The organism is Jeongeupia sp. HS-3, assembly GCF_015140455.1.
Classification (GTDB): domain Bacteria; phylum Pseudomonadota; class Gammaproteobacteria; order Burkholderiales; family Chitinibacteraceae; genus Jeongeupia.
This window is the reverse complement of sequence record NZ_AP024094.1, coordinates 1,044,076-1,069,422: the sequence shown is the minus strand read 5'-3', so window position 1 is coordinate 1,069,422 and position 25,347 is coordinate 1,044,076. Positions and strand designations below refer to the sequence as shown.

The following is a 25,347-nucleotide window of genomic DNA, read 5'->3' as shown; positions in this document are numbered from 1 at the left end:
GCCTGATGCGCGGCAACGCGCAATCACTGCAGATGCTCAGGCCAGACCGGGCAAAAGCGGTACAAACCGCACTTTTTCAAGCCGCGTTTCGACGACCCCATCCTCATGGCGTTCGATCATGCGCAACTCCTGGACCTCATCCCCCACAGGGAAAATCAGTCTGCCGCCAAGCCGCAATTGCTCGATCAGGTCCTCCGGCACGATAGGCGCGGCGGCGGCAATCAGAATCACATCGAACGGCGCAGCATCCGGCATGCCGGCACTACCGTCGCCATGCCGAACCCGCACATTGCGCACGCCAAGCTGATTGAGCCGGTCACGGGCGTTTTTACTCAACTGCCCTATCCGCTCAATGGTATAGACGGTCTTGAATAGCTGCGACAGGACTGCGGCCTGATAACCGCAGCCGGTACCGATTTCCAGCACTTTTTCATGCTGTGCGGCGCCAAGTGCCAACTCCGTCATACGCGCAACGATATAGGGCTGGGAAATGGTCTGGCCATGACCGATCGGCAGCGCAGTATCGTCGTATGCTTTGTGCGACAAGGCTTCGTCAACGAAGACGTGCCTTGGCACATTACTCATCACGGCAAGCACCCGTTGATCCTCGACACCAAGCTGCTTGATGCGATCGATCATACGGGCACGGGTGCGGGCCGACGTCATGCCGGCACCATCAAAAGCGTTGAAATTCATGCGCGCTGCCATGATTCGATGAAATCCATCTGGGGATAAGCGGTGAGGTCGATCGACAACGGCGTAATCGAAACCTGGCCTTGGGAGATAGCGTGGAAGTCAGTACCCTCTGCGGCGTCGGCCGCATGTCCCGGTGGGCCGACCCACCAGATGGCCTCTCCGCGCGGATTGGCATCCTTGATGACCGGCGCGGCACGATGCCGCCGGCCAAGCCGCGTGACCTTTGTTCCCGCCAGTGCCTCGTAGGGAAGGTCAGGAACATTGACGTTCAGCAGCACGGCACCGCGAAATGGTTCGCGCACGGCCCGCGCCACCAACTCCGCAGCGATCCGGGCGGCCGTTTCAAAATGGACCGGATTACGGGATGCCAGCGAAATGGCCATCGCTGGCACGCCCAGCAGAAAGCCTTCAGTTGCTGCCGCGACGGTGCCCGAGTAGATGGTGTCGTCCCCCATATTGGCACCGTGATTGATGCCGGAGACCACCATATCCGGGAGTGCATCCATCAAACCGGTAGCGGCAAGGTGAACACAATCGGTTGGCGTACCGTTGACGTAGCGATAACCGTTAGGCGCGGTACGCACGGTCAGCGGTCGATCCAGCGTCAACGAGTTGCTCGCGCCACTGCGATCACGCTCTGGCGCGCACACCATGACGTCATGATTTGCGGCGACCAGCACGCCGGCCAGTGCAGCCAGCCCCGGTGCGAAATAACCATCGTCGTTTGAAATTAGTATGCGCATTCGTCCCCCCGCTCAGCCCTATTCTAGCTGGATGGTCGGGCACGACAAAATACCGCTAACCCGGCCGTTGCGGCCGTGTCCCCAAACGGGCAGAAACGACCCCGCAAGCGGCAATCAGCACGATCGCCAGATAACTTGACGGCGGCAGGTGCTCACCCCATAAAAGCACGCCAAACAAGGTGGAAAACACCACCGTCAGATAAGCCAAACTGGCGACCACCAGCGACTTGCCCTTGCTGTACGCGCGCGTCATCGACAGTTGCGCAATCGTGGCGCTGGTCCCCATGCCGAGCACGACCCACAGATTATCCAAGGTCAGCGGTGCCAGCGCCCCCGGCTGCAGCGCCATCCAGACGCCAGCGCCGATTGACGAGACCAGCGAAAAGTAGAACACCGTGCGCCACTCTGGCTCGCCGCGCCGCCCCAGCTCGTGCACATTCATATAGGCGATACTGGCCAGCAGACCCGAACAGAGGCCCAGCAAGCCGGCCAGCCATTCATTGTCATGCAGGGCCGGCCGCAGCAGCAAAATCACGCCCACGAAACCAAACAGGATAGCCAGCACCTGCCGGCGTATCGGCCACTGCCGGTACCACAAGGTAGAGACCACCATCAGAAACAGCGGCGAGGTGTAGTTGAGCGTCACTGCTGTTGATAGCGGCAAGCGGCTGATCGCGAAAAAATACAGCATCAGCGATAAAAAACCCGAGATGCTTCGCCCCAGATGAACCTGCAGCAAAGGCCAGGACACCCGCAATGGACTACGTGCCGGCAAAGCAATCAGCAAAATGCCGACAAAACCGGCAAAGCAACGGTAAAACACCAGTTCCGCGGTGCTGAAACTGTGACTACCCAGTTTGACGAACACCCCCATCACGGCAAAGCTGAGGCAGGCGATCACCATCCAGAATGGGCCGGAATTTTTCAGGCGCTGCCAAAGAGGTGAGGTCATTGATCGGCTTATGGTGATTGAAAAAAGAAAGGCAGCCCGCGGCTGCCTTTGCGTTTGAAAGCCATGATCAACTTTGCAATTGATCATGGCTATTGGGCTAAATCCTAAGTGCCGATTGCATCGCCCAATTCGCGACGGATGAACTGGTGGAAATGGCGCATGCCGTCTTCCATCGGACTTTGGTATGGGCCGACTTCGTTGCGACCCGCCTTGTAGAGCGCGGTACGCCCAGCTTCCATGCGATTGATGATCTCGATGTCCTCGACCGCGGTCTCGGCATATGCAGCCTGCTCGGCAGCGACGAACTCGGGCTCGAACCAGGCAATGTCTTCCGGGTAGTAGAACTCGACCACGTTCTTGTAACGACGTGGCCCGGTCGGGATCAACGTCGAAATCACCAGCGTGTGCGGATACCACTCGACCATCACGTTCGGGTAGTAGGTCAGCCAGATCGCGCCGTGCTCGGGCACCTTGTCGCCGTAATAGGCCTGCACCTGCTTGTGCCACTCCTGGTAGACCTTGGAGCCAGGCTTGGCGAGCGCGTTATTGACGCCGACGGTCTGCACCGAGTGCCAGTCGCCGAACTCCCACTTCAGATCGTCGCAAGTCACGAACTTGCCCAGACCGGGGTGAAAGGGCTCGACGTGGTAGTCCTCGAGATAAACCTCGATAAAGGTTTTCCAGTTCCCTTCGTACTCATCGACCTGAACGCTGTGGAAAACATAGTTCGAAAAATCCAGATGCTTGGCGACACCCAAATCCTTGAGGTCGGCCTCGATATCATGGCCATTTTTCTCGAACAACAAGCCGTTCCACTGCACCAGTCCGGTTTCGGGCAGATGCAGGCAGGGATTACCGGGAAAGTGCGGTGCACCCAGCAACTGGCCATGCTGATCGTAAGTCCAGCGATGCAAGGGGCAGACCGTATGCGTTCCGCTGCCACGACCGGACAGCATGGTCGCCTGCCGATGCCGGCAGATATTGGACAGCAATTTGACCCCCGCGTCGGTGCGTTTGAGGTACTGCGCACCACTGCTCATTTCCAGTACGTGGTAATCGCCGACTTCAGGGACCATCAACTGGTGGCCGATATATTTCGGGCCACGGGCGAACAGGCGTTCCTGCTCTAACTGGAAAAGGGCGTCGTCGAAGTAGGACGACACCGGCAGTTGGGTCGTCATATCCAGCTGCAGGGCTGCAGCCGTAGCCAGATTCGTCATGTTTATCCCATACCCCCTGGGCTAGAAGGTCTAAGACGTCTCGCCACTTTGTGACCGGGTCACGATGGGTGGGCAAGCCATCAGTTCAACACATGCCGGATGAGAACCCGGCCCGAAAAAAGACCAGAATCTTGCCTTGTGATGCGAGGCCAGGCAAGCCAAAAACAGTAAAAAACCCAGGGAAATTAGAAATTTAGCCCCATCTGGACGATGAGTTCCGGCCCGAGCGACCGGACGCCCGATCATGCCGCCGGATGACGCCGTCGGTAACGCCACCGGGCAAAGCCGTGGCCAAAATGGCAAAATGACGGCATTCGCGCGGCCGGCTAGTTCCGCGTCGCGCCTTCGTTACCAAAAGGATGCCGATTTGCTCTCCAATGATGTACTGCGCAGCGTGCGCTACATGCTCGACCTCAGCGACGCCAAACTGGTCGAGATTGTTGCTCTCGCCGGCTATGAAGCGCAGAAAGAAGATATCCAGGCTTATCTGAAGAAAGATGACGAAGACGGTTATCGCCATTGCGACAACGCCCTGTTCGCCTACTTTCTGGATGGACTGGTGATCTTCAAGCGCGGCCGGGACGAGAACCGTCCGCTACCGGAAGTGAGCTGGCCGGTATCGAACAACACCGTACTGAAAAAGCTGCGCGTGGCGTTCGAGCTGAAGGAAGACGATATGCACGCCATCCTGGCCAGTGCCGGCTTTGAGATTTCCAAGCCCGAGTTGAGCGCACTGTTCCGCAAGGAAGGCCAGAAAAACTATCGCAACTGCGGCGATCAGGTGCTGCGTTACTTCCTCAAGGGTTTGACGACGCGCATTCGCGGCTAGCGCCCTGCGAATTTGCACGTAAAAATGGCCTGACGCTTAGTCAGGCCATTTTTTATCGCGCTAGCGATCAAGCCTCATTCGACCAAATCGCGCGGATTGCGCCCCAGCGGATTGGGTTGATTACGCGCCTTGGCCAGCTCGATCTGTTTTTGCCGCTCACGCGCGCCACTACGGGTTTTCTCGCTCAGGCTATCCCAGCAATGCGGGCAACTGATGCCAGCCACGTAATGCGGCGATTGGCGATCTTCCAGCGAAACGGGCTGCCTGCAGGCGTGGCACAGATCGAAATCGCCCTCGCTCAGATCATGACGCACGGTGACGCGGTTATCGAACACGAAGCAATCGCCGCGCCACAGGGTTTCTTCCTGCGGCACCGTTTCCATGTATTTGAGAATGCCGCCCTTGAGGTGGTAAACCTCTTCAAAGCCTTCGCCCAGCATATAGCTCGACGCCTTTTCGCAACGAATCCCGCCGGTGCAGAACATCGCCACTTTTTTGTGCTTGGCCGGGTCGAAGTGCGCCTTCACGTAATCGGGGAACTCGCGAAAGCTCTCGGTCTTGGGATCGATGGCGCGCTCGAAGGTGCCGATGGCGACTTCGTAATCGTTACGCGTATCAATCACCAGAACCTCGGGATCGGCAATCAGCGCATTCCAGTCTTGCGGCTCGACATAGGTGCCCACCCGCTTGTTCGGATCCACGTCGGGCACACCCAGCGTGACGATCTCTTTCTTCAGTTTGACCTTGGTACGGTAGAACGGCTGCTCGTCGCAATACGATTCTTTGTGATCGATATCGACCATGCGCGGATCGTTTTTCAACCACGCCAGCAGCCCATCAATCGCCGCACGCGTGCCAGACACCGTGCCGTTGATGCCTTCCTCGGCCAGCAGCAAGGTGCCTTTCACGTCGTTGTCGAGCATGCATTGCAGCAGCGGTTCGCGCAGCGCGGCGTAATCGCTCAGCGTGACGAACTTGTACAGCGCCGCAACCACAATGGGCTGGGTGTTTTGTTGGGACATCTCATTCTCCAGGCGGTCGTCCACGTAAAGGACGGACCGGGTAAAACCCGCGCAGGTGCCGGGCAAGGCCGCAATTTTACCCGAGATCGCCCATGCCGCATCAATGCAGCCGTCAGGCTGGATAAGTCATTGAAATGCATGACACCAAGCACAAGATACGAGAAAACCCCAACCCACAAAGACCGAATCCATGCCAACGCACGAACTTGCCCAACTCAATATCGCCCAATTACTGGCACCACTTGATTCGCCGCAACTGGCTGGCTTTGTTGCCCGGCTCGACGAAATCAACACACTGGCCGAGCGCTCGCCCGGTTTCATCTGGCGACTGCAAACCGAAGACGGGGACGCCACCGACCTGCGCCCGCTGGGCGATGACATTCTCGTCAATATGTCGATCTGGCAGGATGTGGAGGCATTGCACCACTACGTGTACAAAACCGTTCATACCGAGCTCATCAAACAACGCCGCGACTGGTTTGCGAAAATGGCCGAAGCGGTTGTGGTGCTGTGGTGGGTGGAGGCCGGACATCGCCCGGATGCGGCCGAAGCAGCCGAACGCCTCGCGCATCTGCGCGCGCACGGCCCCAGCCCCTACGCATTCACCTTCCGGAACACCTTTTCGGCACCGGAAAGCGCGGGCACCGCGCAACAGCCCTGTCCAGCCAACAACTAGCTTGCACGGCAAGCAGGGCCTTGCGCGACAATACGGCCAGCTCAAAAAACCGGACCCACCATGGCCATTGATCTCCCCGCCGCCAAGCAGCGCTATCTTGATTTTGTTGCCAGCCGCAAGACGCTGGCGATCAGCTGTCTTGATGAAGCCGGCCTGCCCTTCATCAGCTACGCGCCCTATGTACACAAGGACGGCAGGCTCTACATCTACATCAGCCGCCTTGCCGAGCATTACCAGTGCATCGACGAGCGCCGGCAAGCCAATGTGATGCTGCTGGCCGATGAAGCCGACACCGCCAACCTGTTCGGCCGCGAGCGTGCACGCTGGTTGTGCGCGGCATCGAATCTGGGCAATAAAGGCCACGAGGACGTCTTTGCGCTATTCAACGAGCGCTTCGGCGAAAAGATGCTCGACCTGCTGCGCGGGCTGGATTTTTCGCTGTTCGAGCTGACGCCGGCCGCGGGCCGTTATGTGGTGGGATTTGGCCAGGCCTTCGATGTGAGCATCGACGGCGCACAATTCGACCATGTGGTGATCGACAAGCAGCGCTAACAAAAAAGCCCACCGATTTCCTGGTGGGCTTTTTTGATTCAACCATCCAATATCAGACGGTCGCTTTGTCAGCCTCGTTCTGATACTGCTCGATCTCGTTGAAGTTGAGGTAGCGATAGACTTCCTTCGACTTCGAGTCGAGCACGGCCACGTCGGCCATGTACTCGGCAACGGTCGGGATGCGGCCCAGACGCGAGGCGATCGCGGCGAGTTCGGCCGAGCTGAGGAACACATTGGTGTTCTTGCCCAGACGGTTCGGGAAGTTGCGGGTCGAGGTCGAGACCACGGTTGCGCCTTCGCGCACTTGTGCCTGGTTGCCCATGCACAGCGAGCAGCCCGGCATTTCGGTACGAGCACCGGCGCTGCCGAAAGTACCGTAGTAGCCTTCTTCGGTCAGTTGCTGGGCGTCCATCTTGGTCGGCGGAGCGATCCACAGCTTCACCGGGATGTCGCGCTTGCCTTCCAGCAGCTTGCCGGCGGCGCGGAAGTGGCCGATGTTGGTCATGCACGAACCGATGAACACTTCGTCGATCTTGGTGCCGGCGACTTCGGACAACACCTTCACGTCGTCCGGGTCGTTCGGGCAGGCGAGGATCGGCTCCTTGACGTCGGCCAGATCGATGTCGATCACGGCGGCGTACTCGGCATCGGCATCCGGCTCGATCAGGTTCGGGTTGGCCAGCCAGGCTTCCATGCTCTTGACGCGGCGAGCCAGCGTCTTGGCATCGCCGTAGCCGTTGGTGATCATCGATTTGAGCAGCACGATGTTCGAGTTCAAATACTCGATGATCGGTGCCTTATCCAGACGCACCGAGCAACCGGCGGCCGAACGCTCGGCCGATGCATCGGTCAGTTCGAACGCTTGCTCGACCTTCAGGTTCGGCAGACCTTCGATTTCGAGGATGCGACCCGAGAAGATGTTCTTCTTGCCGGCCTTGGCGACGGTCAAGAGACCGGCCTTGATCGCGTACAGCGGAATCGCGTTGACGAGGTCACGCAGGGTGATACCCGGTTGCAGCTCGCCCTTGAAGCGCACCAGCACCGATTCCGGCATGTCCAGCGGCATCACGCCGGTGGCGGCGCCGAAGGCAACCAGACCCGAACCGGCCGGGAAGGAGATGCCGATCGGGAAGCGGGTGTGCGAATCACCACCGGTGCCGACGGTATCCGGCAGCAGCATGCGGTTGAGCCAGCTGTGGATCACGCCGTCGCCCGGACGCAGCGACACGCCGCCACGGTTGCGGATGAATTCCGGCAGTTCGTGGTGGGTCTTGACGTCGACCGGCTTCGGATACGCGGCGGTGTGGCAGAACGATTGCATCACGAGGTCGGCAGAGAAACCGAGGCAAGCCAGGTCTTTCAGCTCGTCGCGGGTCATCGGGCCGGTGGTGTCTTGCGAGCCGACCGAGGTCATGCGCGGTTCGCAGTAGGTGCCCGGACGCACGCCCTGGCCTTCCGGCAGGCCGACGGCGCGGCCGACCATTTTCTGCGCCTGGGTGTAGCCCTTGGTCGATTCAACCGGCGGTGTCGGCAGGCGGAACAGCGTCGACGCCGGCAGACCCAGCGATTCACGCGCCTTGGCGGTCAGGCCACGGCCGATGATCAGGTTGATACGGCCACCCGCGCGCACTTCGTCGAACAGCACGTCGGACTTGACCTTGAATTCGGAAACCACTTCGCCGTTCTTCTTGACCTTGCCTTCGTACGGCAACAGCTCGATCACGTCGCCCATGTCGAGCTTGGTGACATCGACTTCGATCGGCAGCGCGCCCGAGTCTTCCTGGGTGTTGAAGAAGATCGGCGCGATCTTGCCACCGAGGCAGTAGCCGCCAAAGCGCTTGTTCGGCACGAAGGGGATGTCGTCACCGGTCCACCACAACACCGAGTTGGTAGCCGACTTGCGCGACGAACCGGTACCGACCACGTCACCGACGTAGGCAATCGCATGGCCCTTCTTGGCCAGATCTTCGATGAACTGGATCGGGCCGCGCTTGCCGTCTTCTTCCGGCGTGATGCCGGGACGGGCGTTCTTCAGCATCGCCAGCGCGTGCAACGGAATATCCGGGCGCGACCAGGCATCCGGCGCCGGCGACAGGTCGTCGGTGTTGGTTTCGCCGGTGACCTTGAACACGGTCAGCGTCACCGATTGCGGCACTTCCGGGCGGCTGGTGAACCACTCGGCATTCGCCCACGATTCGATCACGCCCTTGGCATTGGCGTTGCCTGCGTCGGCCAATTCCTTCACGTCGTGGAAGTAATCGAACATCAGCAGGGTTTTCTTCAGGCCTTCGGCGGCGACGGTGCCGACTTCGGCATCGCCCAGCAGGTCGATCATCGGCTTGATGTTGAAACCACCGAGCATGGTGCCGAGCAGCTCGACCGCCTTGGCACGGCTGATCAGCTTACAGGTGTCTTTGCCAGCGGCGACGGCAGCGAGGAAGGCGGCCTTGACCTTGGCGGCATCATCAACGCCCGGCGGAACACGGTTGGTGATCAGATCAACCAGGAACTCTTCTTCGCCCGCGGGCGGATTTTGCAGCAGCGCCACCAGATCAACGACCTGTTGGGCGGTCAGTGCGAGTGGCGGAATACCAAGAGCGGCGCGCTCTGCAACGTGCTGGCGATAGGCTTCAAGCATGGGGTGACCTTTGCGGTTGTGTATCAGACGTCTCGTCCGTATCGACTCCGCCGGCCACCGCTTGCTGCGTGCAAACGGAAACCGGGGATTTGGATGCGAGGGTAACGCGCCGGCGCGCGCGGCACAAACGAGTAATCGCCACATGGACTGTGAGATATACTCACATCATGAGCCAGACCCTCCCCCCGCTGAATGCCCTGCGCATTTTTGAAGCCGCTGCCCGGCTGGAAAGCTTCTCCGCCGCCGCAAACGAGCTGTTCGTTACCCATGGCGCTGTGAGCAAGCAGATCAAGCAACTGGAAGAATGGCTGTCGGTGCAGCTGTTCGAGCGCAGCGGCGGCCGGGTCAAACTCAATGATGCCGGCTGGCGCTATCTGGTGCAGGTACAGGATGGCTTTGACATCATTGCCAACGCCACGCAACAGCTGATGCAACCGAACCGCCAACGCCGGCTGGTGATCAATTCGACGCCGACGCTGGCGATGTACTGGCTGCTGCCGCATCTGGCGCAGTTCCAGCGTGAACACCCCGACGTCGAGCTGCGATTGATGACCTCGGATCGTGACATCAGCCGGCTAGACACCCCGTTCGACATCGCCATCCGCCGCGGCCCCGGCGATTGGCCCGGCTATGTGAGCAAACCGTTTCTGGATGAATGGGAACTGCCGCTGTGCAGCCCCAAGCTACTGGAGCGCCTGCCGATTACCACGCCGGCCGATCTGGCCAAGCACACGCTGCTGTACGCCGATACCCGCCCGACCGCGTGGCAGCGCTGGTTCACACTCGCCGGCGTTCCCGACCTCAAGCCAGCGGCGACGCAACAGTTCGATCATTTTTACCTGGCGCTGCAGGCCGCGATGGACGGTCTCGGTGTCACGCTCGGGCCGATGCCGATGATGCAGACCGAGCTTGAAAACGGCAGCCTGATCGCCCCGCTGCCGGGCCCAACGGTGCCGGTGCGTGGCTACTGCTGGATTGCGCCGCGCACGGCGCTGAACGACCCGACCATTGCGGCGTTCTGCCAGTGGCTCGAACGCTCGGCCGAAGGACTCAAGGGCCTCGGTACCGGATCATCCGTGGAGGTGCGATGAAGCATCGAATCTGGGTACGTTTGGGCATCGTGATCGCCGGACTTACCGTCGGATACGGCGTCTATGGCTTCGCGGCCTTCGTCCTCGGCGTCGGCCACATGAATCCGCGGCTGCCCAGATATTACAAAGAGCTCTCGCTATTGCTGCAGTTTCTACCGCTGATGGTCAGCGCCCTGGCCTGGGCACTCTGGCTGTTCACACTCAAGCGCTACTGGCTCTGGCTGGCCGGACTGACCGCGCTGTGGGTCGTGCTGAGCATCCCGGCGCTGCAGGCGGCGCTCCCTTATCTGCCACCCGGCCCGCCTCGCCACCCCTGAGCCGCCGCCGGGCGGCGTACCCGCGCCTCGGCGCCCCGATCTGCAAAGATGAGTGCTGCCACGTGAACGGCCGGGCCGGCGCGTGGTCGGACTATTTATCGACCCTGCAGACGGAGCTCCGCCATGCCGCACACGCTGAAGTTGCTTACCCTGACTGGCGGCGAAACCCTGTCGTACTACAGCCTGCCGGCGCTCGAAGCCGCCGGCATCGGCCCGGTGTCGCGGCTGCCGGTGTCGATCCGGCTGGTGCTCGAATCGGTGCTGCGCAATTGCGACGGCAAAAAGGTCACCGAAGCGCATGTCCGGCAGCTCGCGAACTGGCAGCCACAGGGCGAACGCGTCGATGAAATCCCCTTCATCGTCGCCCGCGTGGTGCTGCAGGACTTCACCGGCGTGCCGCTGCTGGCCGATCTGGCGGCGATGCGTACGGCGACGGAAAAGCTCGGCAAGAACCCCAAGCTGATCGAGCCGCTGGTGCCGGTCGATCTGGTCGTGGATCACTCGGTGCAGGTCGACGTGTTCGGCCAGCCCGACGCGCTGCAAAGGAATATGGAACTGGAATTCAGCCGCAACCGCGAGCGTTACCAGTTCATGAAGTGGGGGATGCAGGCCTTCGACACCTTCAAGGTGGTGCCGCCGGGCATCGGCATCGTCCATCAGGTCAATCTTGAGTACCTGTTCCGTGGCGTACAGATCCGCGATGGCCTTGCTTTCCCCGATACGCTGGTCGGCACCGATAGCCACACGACGATGATCAACGCCGTCGGCGTCGTTGGCTGGGGCGTCGGCGGCATCGAGGCCGAGGCCGGCATGCTCGGCCAACCGGTGTACTTCCTCACGCCCGACGTCGTCGGCGTCGAACTCCAGGGCAAGCTGCGCGAAGGCGTGACCGCGACCGATCTGGTGCTGACGGTGACCGAGCTGCTGCGGCGCGAAAAAGTCGTCGGCAAGTTCGTCGAATTCTTCGGTGCAGGCACCGCCAGCCTGTCGGTAACCGACCGCGCCACCATCGCCAACATGGCGCCCGAATACGGCGCGACGATGGGCTTCTTTCCGGTCGACGACAAGACCATCCTCTACCTGAAAGGCACCGGCCGGCTCGATCGCGAAATCGAAGCGTTTGAGGCCTACTTCAGGGCGCAGCAGCTGTTCGGCGTCCCCAAGGCCGGCGAGATCGATTACTCCAAGACGCTGACGCTCGACCTTGCCAGCATCGTCCCCAGCCTGGCCGGACCGAAGCGCCCGCAAGACCGGATTGCGCTGCCGGCGATGCGCGAAACATTTGACGCGCTGTTCTCCAAGCCCGTCGCCGAAAACGGCTTCGGCAAGCCCGCCGCCGAACTGCATACCCGCGTACCGGTCGAGCAAGCCAGCAGTTGCGGCACCGTCGACAACCAGCGACTGGACAGCTCCGGCCTGACGCGCAACGTCATTGAAATGGCCGACAACCGACCCGCCCCCGGCCACCTCGACGAGCGCCACGACAGCGGCATCGATCTGGGCCATGGCGACGTGTTGATCGCGGCGATCACCAGTTGCACCAATACCTCGAACCCCGGCGTGCTGCTGGCGGCCGGACTGCTGGCCAGAAATGCCGTCGCCAAGGGCTTGCGCGTCAAGCCACACATCAAGACCAGTCTGGCGCCGGGGTCGCGCGTCGTCACCGAATATCTGGAGAAAACCGGCCTGCTCGATCCACTGGCGCAACTGGGTTTTGCCCTGGCCGGCTATGGCTGCACCACCTGTATCGGCAACTCCGGCGACCTGACGCCGGAACTCAACGCGGCGATCGCCGAGAACGACGTCATCGCCGCCGCAGTGCTATCGGGCAACCGCAATTTCGAGGCGCGCATCCATCCGAACATCCGTGCCAACTACCTCGCCAGCCCGCCACTGGTCGTCGCGTTCGCCATCGCCGGACGGGTCAACATCGACCTCGACACGGAACCGCTCGGCACCGGCATTGAGGGCGAACCGATCTATCTGAGCGACATCTGGCCGTCATCCGACGAGATCGCCACCCTGCTGCCGACCGCGCTCGACCCCGAGGTATTCCGTCGCCTGTACGCCGATTTCACCAAGGATCTCGACCTGTGGAATGCCATCCCGGCGCCAAGCGGCCAGGTCTACTCGTGGCCAACATCGACGTACATCGCCCAACCCCCGTTCTTCGACGATTTCGCCATGCAGCCCGGCCATGTCGACGATATCCACGGCGCCAAGGCGCTGCTGATTCTGGGCGATTCGGTCACCACCGATCACATCAGCCCGGCGGGTTCGTTCGCCGAGAAAACCCCGGCCGGGCAATTCCTGGTCGCGCATGGCGTGCAGCGCACCGACTTCAACAGTTACGGCAGCCGGCGCGGCAACCACGACATCATGATTCGCGGCACCTTCGCCAATGTGCGGATCAAGAACCTGATGCTGGCGGCCAAGCCCGACGGCAGCCGGATCGAGGGCGGCTTCACCCTGCTCGACGGTGCGCAAACAACGGTTTACGAAGCGGCGCAGGCGCACATCGCCCGCGGCACGCCGACGATGGTGTTTGCCGGCGAGGAGTACGGCACCGGATCGAGCCGGGACTGGGCGGCCAAGGGCACGCAGCTGCTCGGCGTCAAGGCGGTCGTCGCCAAAAGCTTCGAGCGCATTCATCGCTCCAACCTCGTCGGCATGGGCGTGTTGCCTTTGCAATTCATCGGTGACGACAGCGCCGTAACACTGCAGCTCGTCGGCGACGAAACCTTTGACGTACTGGGCGTGAACGATGCGCTGAAGCCGCAACAGGATCTGACCCTGCGCATCACCGCCGCCGACGGCAGGGTGCGCGACGTCGCCGCGCGCTGCCGCATCGACACGCCGATCGAGGTCGATTACTACCGGCACGGCGGGATATTGCCTTATGTGTTGCGCGAATTGCTGGCGGGGACGCGCTGAGCTCAGGTGGCGCGCTTCGCCCGCAGCACCAATGCGATGCCGCCGAGTATCGCCGCAGAGGCCAGCATCAGCCTCGGCGACAGCGGTTCGCCAAGCAGCAATACGCCGGCAATGGCGACGATCACCGGTACGCTCAGCTGCACCGTCGCGGCGCCGGCGGCGCTCAGGCCGCGCAGCGCCGCATACCAGATCGCGTAACCGCAACCCGAGGTGAACGCCCCCGACAATATCGCGTAGACGACGCCGTCAACGGTCGGCGGCTGTACAGCCCACGCCAACAGGGGCAAGGCCAGCGGCACGGCACGCGCAAAGTTGCCGGCAGTCTCGCCGAGCGGATCGGTCGAACCCCGACCGCGCAGCGAGTAAACGCCCCAAGCCATGCCAGCGCCAACCATCAGCGCCGCACTCAGCGGCGGCGGCGCCGACAGCCCCGGCAACAGCAGCACGACGAGCCCGCCCATCGCAATGGCGAGCCCGGCACACTGTCCGCCGTTCATCCGCTCACCACCCCACACGCCGACGCCGACCATCGTCGCCTGCACCGTAGCAAACAGCAGCAATGCACCGGTGGCCGCGGCCAGACCCAGATACGCGAACGAGAACATGGCCGCGTAGGCCAGCAGCGCCAGCGCCGATCGCCAGTTACCCGCCGCCCTGCCGCCGCGAATCACGACGATCAGCCAGAGCACCAGCGCGCCGGACACAAGACGGATCATGGTGAAGCTGGCCGCGTCGATCGAGGTGGCGCGCAGCGCCAGCCGACACAGGATCGAGTTGCCGGCGAAGGCCAGCATCGCCAGTGCGGTCAGGGCGGCAACCCGGCCCGCCATATCAGTGCACCAGCGTTTCAAGCAGCGCTCGCATCCGCTGCCAGTGCGAGCCCTCCCAGTAAACGCGCCGGCACACGTCGCAGGTACTGAAGCGCGTGTGCTGTTCGCGCACCGCCGGCGGCAGGCGCTCAAACACCAGATCCTTGGCAATCCGGTGCAGCGGTGCGTTACAGTGCATGCACCGCGTAAACGGCCGGACGCTGCCGGCCAGATCAAGTCGATCGACGATCTCGCGCAGCTGCTGCGGCGGCTTGAGCGCATGCACGTAACAGCCGTGGGTGATCGTGCGCCGCTTGAGCAGTTCCCGGTCCCGCGTCAGCACGATGCGTTGTTCGACTGCGGCAAGCCGCTCTATTTCGTCGTCGGCAAAGTGGTTGTCGTATAGCGTATCGAAACCGGCCATGCGCAGCAGCCGCGCCAGCCCGCCGAGATGCGCGTCGGCGACGAAGCGCATCGTCCGCAACGGGCGCTCGCGCACGCGCAGCAGCGGCGAGACGTCGAGCGACTCGAACTTCGGGTAGACCGCGACCCGGTCACCGTCGTCGAGCACCCGCTCGAAGCCGACCGACTCGCCGTTGACCAGCACCAGTTCGACCTCGGTATGCGGCACGCCGAGCGCCTCGATCATGTGCTTGGCCGTCGCCGCCCGCGCCAGCGTGCAGGCGAAATCGTGCCTGCGCCGCTCGGGCGCGATAAAGTCGTTGAGCTCCTCGTAGAAGCGGAAGGTCACCGTATTCATGCCGCAAGTATTGCATCCGGCCTGCTCCGTCGCAGCGCCGGTCGACGGAACGGTGAGTAACGAAGTCTGCATCGCAGCGCCACCGGCTATGCTGGGGCGTTCAACCTCCGGAATCCAGCATGGTCCAGTCAGCCCCACCGGCCCCGGCGACGACATCCCGCCCGAACGTCAAACGCGAGATGACGGCCGTACATCGAGCGCCGCTGTGCCAGTCCTGTCCGCGCCGCGCTCGCAACCTTCTGTTCGCGCTCGGCGTCACGCTGGCGGCGCTGACCGGCGGCATCCGGGCCGCGGTACCGGTCGGCGTATCCGACGCCTGGGCCACGACGACCGTCGCCCGCGGACTCGACCACCCGTGGGGGCTCGCCTTCCTGCCCGACGGCCGGATGCTCGTGACCGAACGCCCGGGGCGCTTGCGCATCGTCTCGGCCGCCGGCGAACTCTCGGCCCCCGTCGCCGGCGTCCCCGGCGTCTATGCGTCTGGCCAAGGCGGGTTGCTCGATGTCGTTCTCGATCCGAAGTTCGCCGACAACCGCCTCGTCTACCTGAGCTATGCCGAGGCCGACCGCGAAGGCAAGGCCGGCACGGCGGTCGCGCGAGGCAAGCTGGTCGAAGCCGGCGGCAAGGCCAGGCTGGACGAACTGCGGGTGGTTTTCCGCCAGCGACCCAAGGTCCACGGTGGCGCGCATTTCGGTTCGCGCCTGGTCTTCGCCCGAGACGGCACGCTGTTCATTACGCTGGGCGAACGCTACCAACGCGACCGCGCGCAGGATCTCGGCAGCCATCTGGGCAAGGTCGTTCGCATCAATACCGACGGCAGCGTTCCCATCGACAACCCGTTTCGCGACCGCAAGGATGCGCTAGCGGAAATCTGGAGCTACGGCCATCGCAACCCGCAGGGCGCGGCGATCAATCCCGCCAGCGGCCGGCTGTGGACGGTCGAACACGGCGCGCGCGGTGGCGACGAGATCAACATCCCGCAAGCGAGCGGTAATTTCGGCTGGCCGGTGATCACCTACGGTCGCGACTACAGCGGTTTCAAGATCGGCGAAGGTACGGCCAAGGCCGGGATGGAACAACCCGTCTACCATTGGGATCCGTCGATCGCGCCATCGGGGATGGCGTTCCATACCGGCACGCGCTATCCGGGCTGGGCCGGCAGCGTCTTTATCGGCGCACTCAAGGACACGATGCTGGTCCGGCTGACGCTGTCCGGCGACAAGGTCGTTGCCGAAGAGCGGCTGCTGCAGAACGAAAAGCGGCGCATCCGCGACGTTCGCCAGGGACCGGACGGCTGGCTCTACCTGCTGAGCGACGAGGAGGATGGCGCCATTCTCAAACTGGTACCGCGTTGACCGCTTGCCGGTACGTATTGGCCACGCTGGCGCGCAGACCTAAGCTGAAGCTCGATTGCTCTGGAAGCGATGATGACCATGCCTGCCGTCCAAGCCATTCCCGCCGACTACCTCGGCATCACCCCCTATTTGATCGTCGATGACGCTGCCGCTGCGATCGCGTATTACAGCAAGGCATTCGGCGCCGTCGAAACGCTGCGCATCGCGGCGCCGGACGGCCGCATCGGCCACGCGGAGATGCGCATTCGCGGCCAGCCGCTGATGCTGGCCAGCCCCTCCCCGGAGTGCCAGGCGCAGAGCCCGACGCAACTGGGTGGCAGCCCGGTCGGGCTGATGCTCTACGTCGACGATGTCGACGCCACCTTTGCCCAGGCGGTCGAGCTTGGGGCGACGGCGCGGGGCCCGGTCGACAATCAGTTCTACGGTGACCGGACCGGTTCGCTGGTCGACCCTTTCGGCCACACCTGGCATATTGCCTCGCGGATCGAGGCGCTCAGCGAAACCGAGCTGCACGCCCGCGCCAAGACGGCGGGCTGGGAGTAAGCGATGGAAGCACGGTTGAGTTTCGTTACCCTTGGCGTCGCCGATCTCGCCATCAGTGCCCGTTTTTACGAAGACGTGCTCAAGCTACCCCGCCAGCCATCGAGTCCGGCGATCGTTTTTTTTCGAGCTCGGCAAAACCTGGCTGTCGCTATTTCCACGCGACGAGCTCGCCGCCGATGCGGGCGTACCGGCGCAGGGCAGCGGCTTTCCCGGGTTCACGCTGGCGCACAATGTAAAGAGCGAAACCGAGGTCGACGCATTGCTGGCCGAGGTCGCCGCTGGCGGCGGGCGCATCGTCAAGCCGGCGCAGCGCGCCGACTGGGGCGGTTACTCCGGCTATTTTGCCGACCCGGACGGTGTCCTCTGGGAGGTCGCGTACAATCCGCAGTTCCCACACGTTTGAATGCCCGCACGCCGGGCATGATCCATGGCCTGGTTCGTCTACCTGATCGAATGCGTTAACGGCAGCTTCTACACCGGCATCAGCAATGACGTCGCCGCGCGCTATCGCACCCACCTCGCCGGCAAGGGCGCGCGCTACACCCGTGCCAACCCGCCGCGCCGGCTCGCCGCGGTGATGCCACACCCGGACCGCGCCAGCGCCAGCCGCGCCGAGTACGCAGTCAAGCAACTATCTGCGGTGCAAAAGCGCGGGCTGTGCGCGCAATATCCGGTCTCACCAGCCCTTCTGGCCGAGCTGATCACCCCGCCGCCCGAGACCACCACCCCTTGATGCCCCAGACAGATACACGCCCTCACGTCACCCGCCGCTTCCGTGGTCTGCCTTGGCTGGTTGCCATCGCGATGTTCATGCAGATGCTGGACGTCACCATCCTCAATACCGCGATTCCATCGATGGCGGAGCATCTCGGCACCAGCCCGTTCTCGCTGCACGCGGTCATCCTCGCCTATGGCTTGGCCGTTGCCGTCTGCACGCCGGCGTCGGGCTGGTTGGCCGACCGCTTCGGCAGCCGCGCGATTTTTGCCGCGTCGGTAGCGCTGTTTACGGTCAGCTCGCTCGCGGCGGGTTTGTCGCAGAGTCTGTGGTTTCTGGTGCTCGTACGCGTGTTGCAAGGGGCTGGCGCGGCGCTGATGGTGCCGGTAGGCCTTGCCGCGATCCTGCATCACTACCCGCGGGATCGATATCTGAAAGTAATGAATTACGTCACCATTCCTGGTCTGGTCGGCCCGCTGCTTGGGCCATTGCTGGGCGGCTGGCTGACCGAATACGCATCATGGCGCTGGATCTTTTTCATCAATGTGCCGATCGGCCTGATCGGGCTGATGCTGATCAAGCGCTGCATGCCCGATTACCGCAACCCGCAAGCCCGACGTTTCGACACCTACGGCTTCCTGCTGTTTGCCGGCGGCATTGCGGTGCTGACCACCGCGCTGGATGCACTGGGCCAGCAGGCATGGCCGGCCGCCATTGCGCTGCCACTTGCGGCACTGGCCCTGCTCCCGCTGTTCTGGTGCACCCGTCACTTCGGCCGGCACGAGGCACCGCTGTTTTCGCCCGCACTATGGCGACTAAAGGGTTTCCGTGCCGGCATTCTGGCCACGCTACTCGGCCGACTCGGCACCGGTGCTATCCCGCTACTGGTGCCGCTGTTTCTGCAACTGGCACTGGGTTTCAGCCCGATCAAGGCGGGTGCCTGTGTCGGCATTGCCTCGATTGGCGCTATCGGTGCCAAACCGCTGCTGCCGATGCTGATCCGCCACTTCGGCCGTGCCCGGCTGCTGACGGCCACCAATGTGCTGCTCGCCTTCACCACCTGGGCCTTCGGCTGGTTCACGCCGGATAGCGCGGGCGCATGGCTCATTGTCTTGCTACTGCTCAACGGCGCACTCAACTCGACCCAGTACACGGTACTCAACGCCGCCACGGTCACCGAACTGCCAACCGACCTCACCAATATGGGCAATACCGGCTGGATCACCGCCATGCAGCTCTCCATTGCCTTCGGTTTGGCATTCGGCAGCCTGCTGCTCGCAGCGCTCGCCCCTGTCGGCTTGACCGGTGTCGCGCTGTTGCCCGCGTTTCACTGGACATTCGCCGTTCTGGCGCTGCTGACGCTGATCGCCATCTGGTTCGGCCGAGATGTGAGCGAAAGCCCGAAACAGGTCGGTACTCGATAGCGCGCAGGTTTTAGGCGGCGGTTTTTAGTTCGCCAGCACATCACCCGGCTGCGCCGTTGCATAGCGGGCCATCAGCGCGGCAGTGGCCGCATCGCCCTCGGCCGGCGACCAGCGCGTGTAGTCCTCGGCCGCGATGGCGGTGTACGGCCCGTGCTTGACTTCAAAGATCACCCCGCCCTCGTCGAGCGACAACACCGCATGCCAGACGCCGGCCGGCGTTTCCAGTACCGCGCTATCTTCGCCAAGCACCGCACGGTCGATCACCGTGCCCTTGTCGTCGAAATGCAGCACCACAAACCGGCCGCGCAGCGGATACAGCAACTCCCAGGTATGTGGATGCCGGTGCGGGCGCACATAGGTGCCCGGCTCCATCGCGATCGCCAGTCGCTGGATCGGATCGGCGAGTTCCGGATGCAGGTTGAGGTTGGCGCGCTGGCGCGGCGATCCGGCGGCCTGCGCCGACAAGCTATTCAAGGCATCGATATCAATCTGTTTCATCGCTAAAACCAGGTCAGACGGAAGCCGGCGAGCATGCCGCAAAGCAGCTCGCCCGGCCAGCCCCGGCCAGCCCCGGCCAACGTCCGCACTCAAGCGCACAAAGGACAAAAGCACCCGCAGGTGCTTTGTCGCCGACGCGAGATCCGCGCCGCGTTCAGTCCGTCACCAGCCGTTGTGCATAGGCGGCCGCCCGCGACTGCAACTGTTGCTGGCGCTCGGCGGCGCTGACATAGCGCGTTCCCACCGGCAGGTAATGCGGCAGGTCCGCCAGTTTGACGACGCGCGCCGAAATCGCCGGGCCACCGCTCGCCGGTGCCGTGGCCGGCAGGTTTTGCCAGCGCGGCATGATCGTGCCTTCGTGCAGGCCGACGGTCTCCACCCAGTTGTGCACGCCCGGATCGCGCAACGACACCACGAAGGTGTAGTTGCCGTCAGCGTCGGCCACCGCCTGCGTGTTGTTCAGGCTGAGCTGACGATTGACCGGATCGACCGTCACCGTCCACGGATCGGTCACCGGCAGCACGAAGTAGCCCGCGCCTCCGATGCTCACCGAGGCAATCAGCGCCTCGTCGTCGGCCAGCCTGAAGTGACCGAAGGTGCTCGCCTGGGTCACCAGCGTCCCCAGCGTGCTCGACGAGCTCGGCTGCGGCAGCGTATTGACCGGGTTGGCGTAGGTTTTCACCCCCAGCGTGCCGACGCCGTACGCCAGCGTCGATTCGTTCAGATTGGTCACCACATCGGCGACGATAGCGGCGTCACTCTTGCCGCTGCGCCACGGCGTCCCCAGCCGCGTCACGCTCAGCGCATCGGCCGTTTCAGTGTTCCAGTTGCCGAAGTTGTTACGCACGAACAGTTGCTTCGCCTCCGACGTCGACCGGATGTGGTTGGGACGACCATTGGCCGGTTGATTGTCGATCGTGATCGTGAAATTGCCATCGGCGTCCACCACCAAATCCGGGCCGTTCAGCACCGCAATACTCTGCTGATAGTTCGGATTGCTGATCAGCGAAAAGGTCACGTCGCTCGGGCCGCTGCCGGTGCGCTTGCCGTGGATCACATAGCTGGAATCGCCATCGATCGGAATGGTGCGGTAGATATTGTCCGGGTTGTCGTAGGAATAACGGCCGCCGGGCACTTTCAGGCCGAACCAGTTGCGCGGCGGCGCATTCAGCCAATACACCTTCGGGTAGACCGGATCGTTGTTCACCGCCTTCTGGATCGCGCTGAAAATCAGCTCATCAAGCGCGCCGTTCAGCCGCGACGATGCTTCCGAACTGATCGGCGCACCATGCGCCGCGGCATAGGCCGCAGCAAGCTGGGCCCGCTGCACGATGAAGATATTGCTCTTCTTGATCTGGATCGCCTTGGCATCGAGCAGCTGCTGCTCGGGCGTGGCCAGCACCGATGCGGCGGGTGCGGCGGCGGTGGCCAGCAAGCTGCTCAACGCCAGCAGCAGCAACTGGCCGCGAAAACGGCTCGACCGGGGGAGATTCGATACGGCGCGGGGTGACGTCATTCAACATTCCTCCTTGTTTGTAAATACTCAGCAAGGTTAGTGAGACGCCACATAGACCCGGAAAGAATTAATAAAGCGAACGATATTCCAGCCAGGAACAGCATGCGTCAGCCTGTGCCACCACCCTCAGCCCGCTCTTGTTCAACCCGCCCCCGGACTGGGTTCAGCCCCCGACAGGCGCAACACCGGCAGTCAGCTTTCTCGTGCCGGCCGGTGCCGGCCTCCCCCGATTCGGGCCGGAACAGTCTGGAAACCGGGCCGGATTAGCCACAGCGAGCACGCGATTTGATCCAGCTTGTCGGAATTGGTAATCGTTCATCGCACATCCCCACGTCATCCTTCACACTGCCGGGCCACCTCTCCAAAGCACGTCCATGATCAGTCAGCCCATTTCCCGGCTGAGCTGGCGAGCCATGCTGTTTCCGCTCTCGCTGGTTCTGTTCGAGTTCTCCACCTACATCGCCAACGACATGATCCTGCCCGGCATGCTGCAGGTGGTGCACGAATTCAATGCGCCGTCTTCGCTGGTGCCGACCGCGCTGGCGGCCTATCTCGCCGGCGGTGCGGCACTGCAGTGGCTGCTGGGGCCGCTGTCCGACCGCGTCGGCCGGCGCCCGGTGATGCTGTTCGGTGTCGCCGCCTTCATCGTCCTGCTACTGCTGACGCTGCCGACCAGCTCGATCGGCCAGTTCATGGTGCTGCGCTTCTTTCAGGGCATGAGCCTGTGCTTTGTCACCGCGATCGGCTATGCCTCGATCCAGGAGGCGTTTTCCGAGACTGCGGCGATCAAGGTGATGGCACTGATGGCCAACGTCGCCCTGCTGGCGCCGCTGATCGGCCCGGTGGCCGGCGCGGCGCTGATCGAGGTGGCCCCCTGGCGCAGCATCTTCGTCATCATCGCCGTGACGACGACGATTTCGCTGTTCGGCCTCTGGCGCACCATGCCCGAGACCGCCAAGCTGCGCGGCACACCGTTCAATGCGCGCGAGATCGTCGGCGATTACCGCAAGGTGTTCGGCAACCGCCGCTTCGTCTGCGGCGCGCTGGCCATCGGCGCGGCCAGCCTGCCGCTGCTGACGTGGATCGGCCAGGCGCCGGTGATCCTGATGGAACGCGCCCAGATGACGCCGCTGAGCTACGGTCTGTGGCAGATCCCGGTGTTCGCCGCACTGATCGCCGGCAATCTGACGCTGGCCCGCCTGGCCGACCGCGTACCGATTCACCGGGTGATCGCCATCGGCCTCGTTCCGGTCATGGCCGGCCTGACACTGGCCGCAGTGGCGATGCTGATCGACAGCAACGCCGTGGCCTGGCTCGTTGCCGGCATCAGCCTCTGCGCCTTCGGCACCGGTCTTGCCAACGCCGCGCTGTACCGGCTGACGCTGTTCTCGAGCACCGTCAGCAAGGGCACCGTGGCCGCATCGCTGGGCATGATCACCATGATGCTGTTTACCGTCGGGATCGAAATCGTCCGCTGGGGCTATGGCAGCGGCGGCAACCTCTGGTTTGCCTGCGCCAACCTGGCCACCGGCATCGGCTTCTGCCTGCTGGTACGCCGCTTCCTCTCCAACCACGACACGCCGGCCGTCGGCGCGTAAAATCGCGCCTTTGCCCGGAAAGCCCCCTTGGCTCACTCTGCCCGCCTCACGCCCGCCCGCCTCGAGCTGAACGATCACGGCGTGCCGTATTCGAGCCAGTATGACGATGCCTACCATTCGCCCGACGGCGGCATCGGCCAGGCGGAGCATGTCTTCCTTGGCGGCAACGGTTTGCCCGGTCGCTGGCAAGGCCGCGAGGTCTTTACCATCGTCGAGACCGGCTTTGGCCAGGGACTGAGCTTTCTGGTGACCTGGGCGGCCTGGCGGGCCGATCCGCAAGCCTGTGCCCGGCTGCATTTCGTCTCGGTCGAACGCCATCCGTTCGGCCGGGATGATCTGGCCACCCTGCTGGCACGCTACCCGCAATTTGCCGACATGGCCGCTGAACTGCTGGCGCAATGGCCCGAACTCACCCCGGGCTTTCATCGCCTGCGGCTGGCTCAGGGCCGGGTCACGCTGACGCTGCTGTTCGGCGATGTGCTCGAGGTACTGCCGCAGCTTGAGGCGCGCGCCGATGCCATTTATCTCGATGGCTTTTCACCGTCGAAAAACCCCGAACTCTGGTCGCCGGCGGTCTTCAAGCAACTCTGGCGGCTCAGCCATGCCCAAACCACGCTGGCCACCTATACCGCCGCCGGCGCGGTGCGGCGCAGCCTGAACGAATGCGGTTTTGCCGTCGCCAAATCCAAGGGTTATGGCAGCAAATGGCAGATGCTGCGCGGCGGCGTGGCCCGTGCACCACGGCGACCCGATCCGCACGCCACCGCCAGACACGCATTGATCATCGGCGCCGGCCTCGCCGGCTGCGCCACCGCAGAAAGACTGGCGGCCCGCGGCTGGCAGATCGACATCGTCGATGCCGAAGCCGAAGCGGCCACGCAATCATCGGGTAATCTGGCCGGCTTGATGCACGCCTATGTGTCCCAGGACGACAACCACCTCGCCCGACTCAGCCGTGCCGGCAATGCGGCGACACTGGCATTACTGAATGAACTCGGCAACGCCGGCCTCGACGTCCCGCACGGCATCGACGGCATCCTGCAGGTCGCCCGCAGCGCCGAACAAGAGACACTCCAACAAAGCATCGCCAGCAGCGGTGACTGGCCCGGTTTGCAGTTCTGGTCTCGTGACGAGGCCAAGGCAAAGCTCCGGCTTCGTCCCGCGCGCGGCGGCTGGTGGTTTGAGCGCGGCGCATGGATCAATCCGCCAGGCTTTTGTCGCGCACTGCTGGCGCGGCACGGCGCCTTGGTGCGCTTTCGCGGCGAGACCACCGTCGCCCGACTCGAATACGATGAACCGACCGGTCACTGGCTGGCGTTCGATGCCGACGCGGCCCTGATCGGTCGCGCGCCTATCGTCATCCTTGCCAACGCCAGCGCCGCACGGGCGCTGCCGCAAGCCAGCGACTTGCCGCTCTGGCGTGTCGCCCGCGTCGCCAGCCACATCGCCGCCGACGCCATAGCGCTACCGGCGGCCGGCATCGCCGGCGCCGGTTACCTGACCGGCAGCCACAACGGCGAGCGCATCGTCGGGGCGGCCAGCTATAACGGCGACATCACCGCAGCTGAAGCGGAAAACCGCGCCGCGCTGGCCGCGCTACTGCCCGAACAGGTTATCTCCGATGCGTTGCCGATGACGAACCGCCTTTGTCATCGCCCGGCCTCGCCGGATCGTCTGCCCCTCGTCGGCGCGTTGCCGCAGCCCTGGTTTGAAGGCTATCCACGTTGCCATCAACCCGCGCAGATCCCGTGCCAGCCCGGCCTCTACGGCGCGCTCGGCTTTGGCGCACGCGGATTATCGTGGTCGGTGCTGACGGGAGAAATCCTCGCCTGCCAGCTCAACGGCGAACCATTACCCGTTGAAACGGCGCTGATTCGGGCGATCGACCCGGCGCGTTTCCTGCTGCGCGCCCTGCGCCGTGGCGAGGCCTATCAGGCACCCAGCCCCGGCGATGATGACGACTAAAACCCTGGCCCGAATGGAAGGTCGGCCGCAATCTGGCTATCCGGTGGACGGGGAACCCAAACAGTTTGCCAACGGCATAAGCAATACAATCAGCCTTGCCTGAAGCACTGCATCACCCTGAACCGGTACAGTTGCGCCTGTCGAGCCAACACCGCACGTCGTAGCATCGTCATATCGGCCCAAACAGGAGGCGACGATGCAAACCCTGACACTTCAAGCGGATCGGCTGCTCAAACTGACACTCACATCGGGGCGGCAGCTGTATTGCAAACACGGCAGCGCCTGGCTCACATTCAATGGCGTAGACATCATTTTGTCGCAAGGCGAGCACTGGCATGCGCCCGCAAGTGGCATCGCATTGATCGAATCCAGCGGCATTCCGGCGTGCCTCGTACTTGACCCCGAGCCGCCGCGCAGTATGCATTTTCGTTTTTCGGCAACACCCCAGCCGATATTCGGTGGCATCACGGCACTGAAGTGACCGCTGTAAGAAA

General features: G+C 63.1%; 24 protein-coding genes. 14 read left to right on the top strand and 10 right to left on the bottom strand.

Annotated elements, in window-relative coordinates; all coding sequences use genetic code 11:
• Positions 1-36: 36 nt before the first annotated feature.
• The 4 genes from JLC71_RS05035 to JLC71_RS05020 form a co-directional block, all read right to left on the bottom strand.
• Complete coding sequence (locus JLC71_RS05035; protein WP_255517367.1) at positions 37-696, bottom strand: protein-L-isoaspartate(D-aspartate) O-methyltransferase; 660 nt, start codon at positions 694-696, stop codon at positions 37-39.
• Complete coding sequence (gene surE / locus JLC71_RS05030) at positions 693-1,439, bottom strand: 5'/3'-nucleotidase SurE (RefSeq protein WP_200917668.1); 747 nt, start codon at positions 1,437-1,439, stop codon at positions 693-695. The genes JLC71_RS05035 and surE overlap by 4 nt, the downstream gene beginning before the upstream one ends.
• A gap of 55 nt (positions 1,440-1,494) precedes the next feature.
• Positions 1,495-2,391: a DMT family transporter gene (locus JLC71_RS05025; RefSeq protein ID WP_236250988.1), complete on the bottom strand. Its 897-nt coding sequence runs from the start codon at positions 2,389-2,391 to the stop codon at positions 1,495-1,497.
• 104 nt (positions 2,392-2,495) lie between these two features.
• On the bottom strand, positions 2,496-3,572 hold the full coding sequence (locus JLC71_RS05020; RefSeq protein WP_236250987.1) for an aromatic ring-hydroxylating oxygenase subunit alpha: 1,077 nt from the start codon (positions 3,570-3,572) through the stop codon (positions 2,496-2,498).
• A 406-nt stretch (positions 3,573-3,978) separates the two neighbouring features.
• Here JLC71_RS05020 and JLC71_RS05015 point away from each other — a divergent pair, with 406 nt between their 5' ends.
• Positions 3,979-4,440, top strand: a complete 462-nt coding sequence (locus JLC71_RS05015) for a YehS family protein (RefSeq protein WP_200917665.1) — start codon at positions 3,979-3,981, stop codon at positions 4,438-4,440.
• Between the two features lie 74 nt (positions 4,441-4,514).
• Here JLC71_RS05015 and trhO read toward each other — a convergent pair whose 3' ends face one another.
• Complete coding sequence (trhO, locus tag JLC71_RS05010; protein WP_200917663.1) at positions 4,515-5,462, bottom strand: oxygen-dependent tRNA uridine(34) hydroxylase TrhO; 948 nt, start codon at positions 5,460-5,462, stop codon at positions 4,515-4,517.
• A 190-nt stretch (positions 5,463-5,652) separates the two neighbouring features.
• On the opposite strand from trhO, the gene JLC71_RS05005 reads away from it, so the two are divergent.
• On the top strand, positions 5,653-6,138 hold the full coding sequence (locus tag JLC71_RS05005) for a DUF3291 domain-containing protein (RefSeq protein WP_200917661.1): 486 nt from the start codon (positions 5,653-5,655) through the stop codon (positions 6,136-6,138).
• Between the two features lie 60 nt (positions 6,139-6,198).
• The gene (locus tag JLC71_RS05000) at positions 6,199-6,690 is read left to right on the top strand and encodes a HugZ family pyridoxamine 5'-phosphate oxidase (RefSeq protein ID WP_200917659.1); all 492 of its coding nucleotides are present in this window, start codon (positions 6,199-6,201) and stop codon (positions 6,688-6,690) included.
• Between the two features lie 52 nt (positions 6,691-6,742).
• On the opposite strand, the gene acnB is transcribed toward JLC71_RS05000, so the two are convergent.
• A complete protein-coding gene (acnB, locus tag JLC71_RS04995; protein WP_200917657.1) occupies positions 6,743-9,328 on the bottom strand; it encodes a bifunctional aconitate hydratase 2/2-methylisocitrate dehydratase in 2,586 nt (861 codons plus the stop codon).
• A gap of 167 nt (positions 9,329-9,495) precedes the next feature.
• On the opposite strand from acnB, the gene JLC71_RS04990 reads away from it, so the two are divergent.
• The 3 genes from JLC71_RS04990 (at position 9,496) to acnA (ending at position 13,670) form a co-directional block, all read left to right on the top strand.
• A complete protein-coding gene (locus tag JLC71_RS04990; protein ID WP_200917655.1) occupies positions 9,496-10,419 on the top strand; it encodes a transcriptional regulator GcvA in 924 nt (307 codons plus the stop codon).
• Positions 10,416-10,736: a hypothetical protein gene (locus JLC71_RS04985; RefSeq protein WP_200917653.1), complete on the top strand. Its 321-nt coding sequence runs from the start codon at positions 10,416-10,418 to the stop codon at positions 10,734-10,736. The genes JLC71_RS04990 and JLC71_RS04985 overlap by 4 nt, the downstream gene beginning before the upstream one ends.
• Positions 10,737-10,859: 123 nt before the next feature.
• Positions 10,860-13,670 carry an aconitate hydratase AcnA gene (gene acnA, locus JLC71_RS04980; RefSeq protein ID WP_200917651.1) on the top strand — a complete coding sequence of 937 codons (2,811 nt, stop codon included), beginning with the start codon at positions 10,860-10,862 and terminating at the stop codon, positions 13,668-13,670.
• Positions 13,671-13,672: 2 nt separating this feature from the next.
• Here the strand turns inward: acnA and JLC71_RS04975 are convergent, their stop codons facing one another.
• Together JLC71_RS04975 and JLC71_RS04970 are read right to left on the bottom strand one after the other, a co-directional pair.
• Positions 13,673-14,500 carry a DMT family transporter gene (locus JLC71_RS04975; RefSeq protein WP_200917649.1) on the bottom strand — a complete coding sequence of 276 codons (828 nt, stop codon included), beginning with the start codon at positions 14,498-14,500 and terminating at the stop codon, positions 13,673-13,675.
• Position 14,501: 1 nt separating this feature from the next.
• Positions 14,502-15,311, bottom strand: a complete 810-nt coding sequence (locus tag JLC71_RS04970) for a Mut7-C RNAse domain-containing protein (protein ID WP_200917647.1) — start codon at positions 15,309-15,311, stop codon at positions 14,502-14,504.
• 47 nt (positions 15,312-15,358) lie between these two features.
• On the opposite strand from JLC71_RS04970, the gene JLC71_RS04965 reads away from it, so the two are divergent.
• The 5 genes from JLC71_RS04965 to JLC71_RS04945 all read left to right on the top strand — a co-directional run bounded on the left by JLC71_RS04965 (position 15,359) and on the right by JLC71_RS04945 (position 19,276).
• The gene (locus JLC71_RS04965; RefSeq protein WP_236250986.1) at positions 15,359-16,594 is read left to right on the top strand and encodes a PQQ-dependent sugar dehydrogenase; all 1,236 of its coding nucleotides are present in this window, start codon (positions 15,359-15,361) and stop codon (positions 16,592-16,594) included.
• Positions 16,595-16,672: 78 nt separating this feature from the next.
• Entirely contained in the window at positions 16,673-17,137 is a 465-nt protein-coding gene (locus tag JLC71_RS04960; protein WP_200917645.1) for a VOC family protein, read from the top strand.
• A gap of 55 nt (positions 17,138-17,192) precedes the next feature.
• Positions 17,193-17,540, top strand: coding sequence for a VOC family protein (locus JLC71_RS04955; protein ID WP_236250985.1), 348 nt, complete (start codon positions 17,193-17,195; stop codon positions 17,538-17,540).
• A gap of 24 nt (positions 17,541-17,564) precedes the next feature.
• The gene (locus JLC71_RS04950; protein WP_200917643.1) at positions 17,565-17,870 is read left to right on the top strand and encodes a GIY-YIG nuclease family protein; all 306 of its coding nucleotides are present in this window, start codon (positions 17,565-17,567) and stop codon (positions 17,868-17,870) included.
• A complete protein-coding gene (locus tag JLC71_RS04945) occupies positions 17,870-19,276 on the top strand; it encodes an MFS transporter (RefSeq protein ID WP_200917641.1) in 1,407 nt (468 codons plus the stop codon). Before JLC71_RS04950 ends, JLC71_RS04945 begins: the two co-directional genes overlap by 1 nt.
• Positions 19,277-19,300: 24 nt before the next feature.
• Here the strand turns inward: JLC71_RS04945 and JLC71_RS04940 are convergent, their stop codons facing one another.
• Together JLC71_RS04940 and JLC71_RS04935 are read right to left on the bottom strand one after the other, a co-directional pair.
• Positions 19,301-19,774: a WbuC family cupin fold metalloprotein gene (locus tag JLC71_RS04940; protein ID WP_200917639.1), complete on the bottom strand. Its 474-nt coding sequence runs from the start codon at positions 19,772-19,774 to the stop codon at positions 19,301-19,303.
• Between the two features lie 154 nt (positions 19,775-19,928).
• Positions 19,929-21,290 carry a hypothetical protein gene (locus JLC71_RS04935; RefSeq protein ID WP_200917637.1) on the bottom strand — a complete coding sequence of 454 codons (1,362 nt, stop codon included), beginning with the start codon at positions 21,288-21,290 and terminating at the stop codon, positions 19,929-19,931.
• A 374-nt stretch (positions 21,291-21,664) separates the two neighbouring features.
• Between JLC71_RS04935 and JLC71_RS04930 the strand changes: the two genes are divergently transcribed.
• The 3 genes from JLC71_RS04930 (at position 21,665) to JLC71_RS04920 (ending at position 25,334) form a co-directional block, all read left to right on the top strand.
• Positions 21,665-22,888 carry an MFS transporter gene (locus tag JLC71_RS04930; RefSeq protein WP_200917635.1) on the top strand — a complete coding sequence of 408 codons (1,224 nt, stop codon included), beginning with the start codon at positions 21,665-21,667 and terminating at the stop codon, positions 22,886-22,888.
• A gap of 27 nt (positions 22,889-22,915) precedes the next feature.
• The gene (gene mnmC, locus JLC71_RS04925) at positions 22,916-24,853 is read left to right on the top strand and encodes a bifunctional tRNA (5-methylaminomethyl-2-thiouridine)(34)-methyltransferase MnmC2/FAD-dependent 5-carboxymethylaminomethyl-2-thiouridine(34) oxidoreductase MnmC1 (protein ID WP_200917633.1); all 1,938 of its coding nucleotides are present in this window, start codon (positions 22,916-22,918) and stop codon (positions 24,851-24,853) included.
• A 196-nt stretch (positions 24,854-25,049) separates the two neighbouring features.
• Positions 25,050-25,334 (top strand): hypothetical protein, encoded by a 285-nt coding sequence (locus JLC71_RS04920; protein WP_200917631.1) that lies wholly within the window; start codon positions 25,050-25,052, stop codon positions 25,332-25,334.
• The last annotated feature ends 13 nt before the right edge of the window (positions 25,335-25,347 follow it).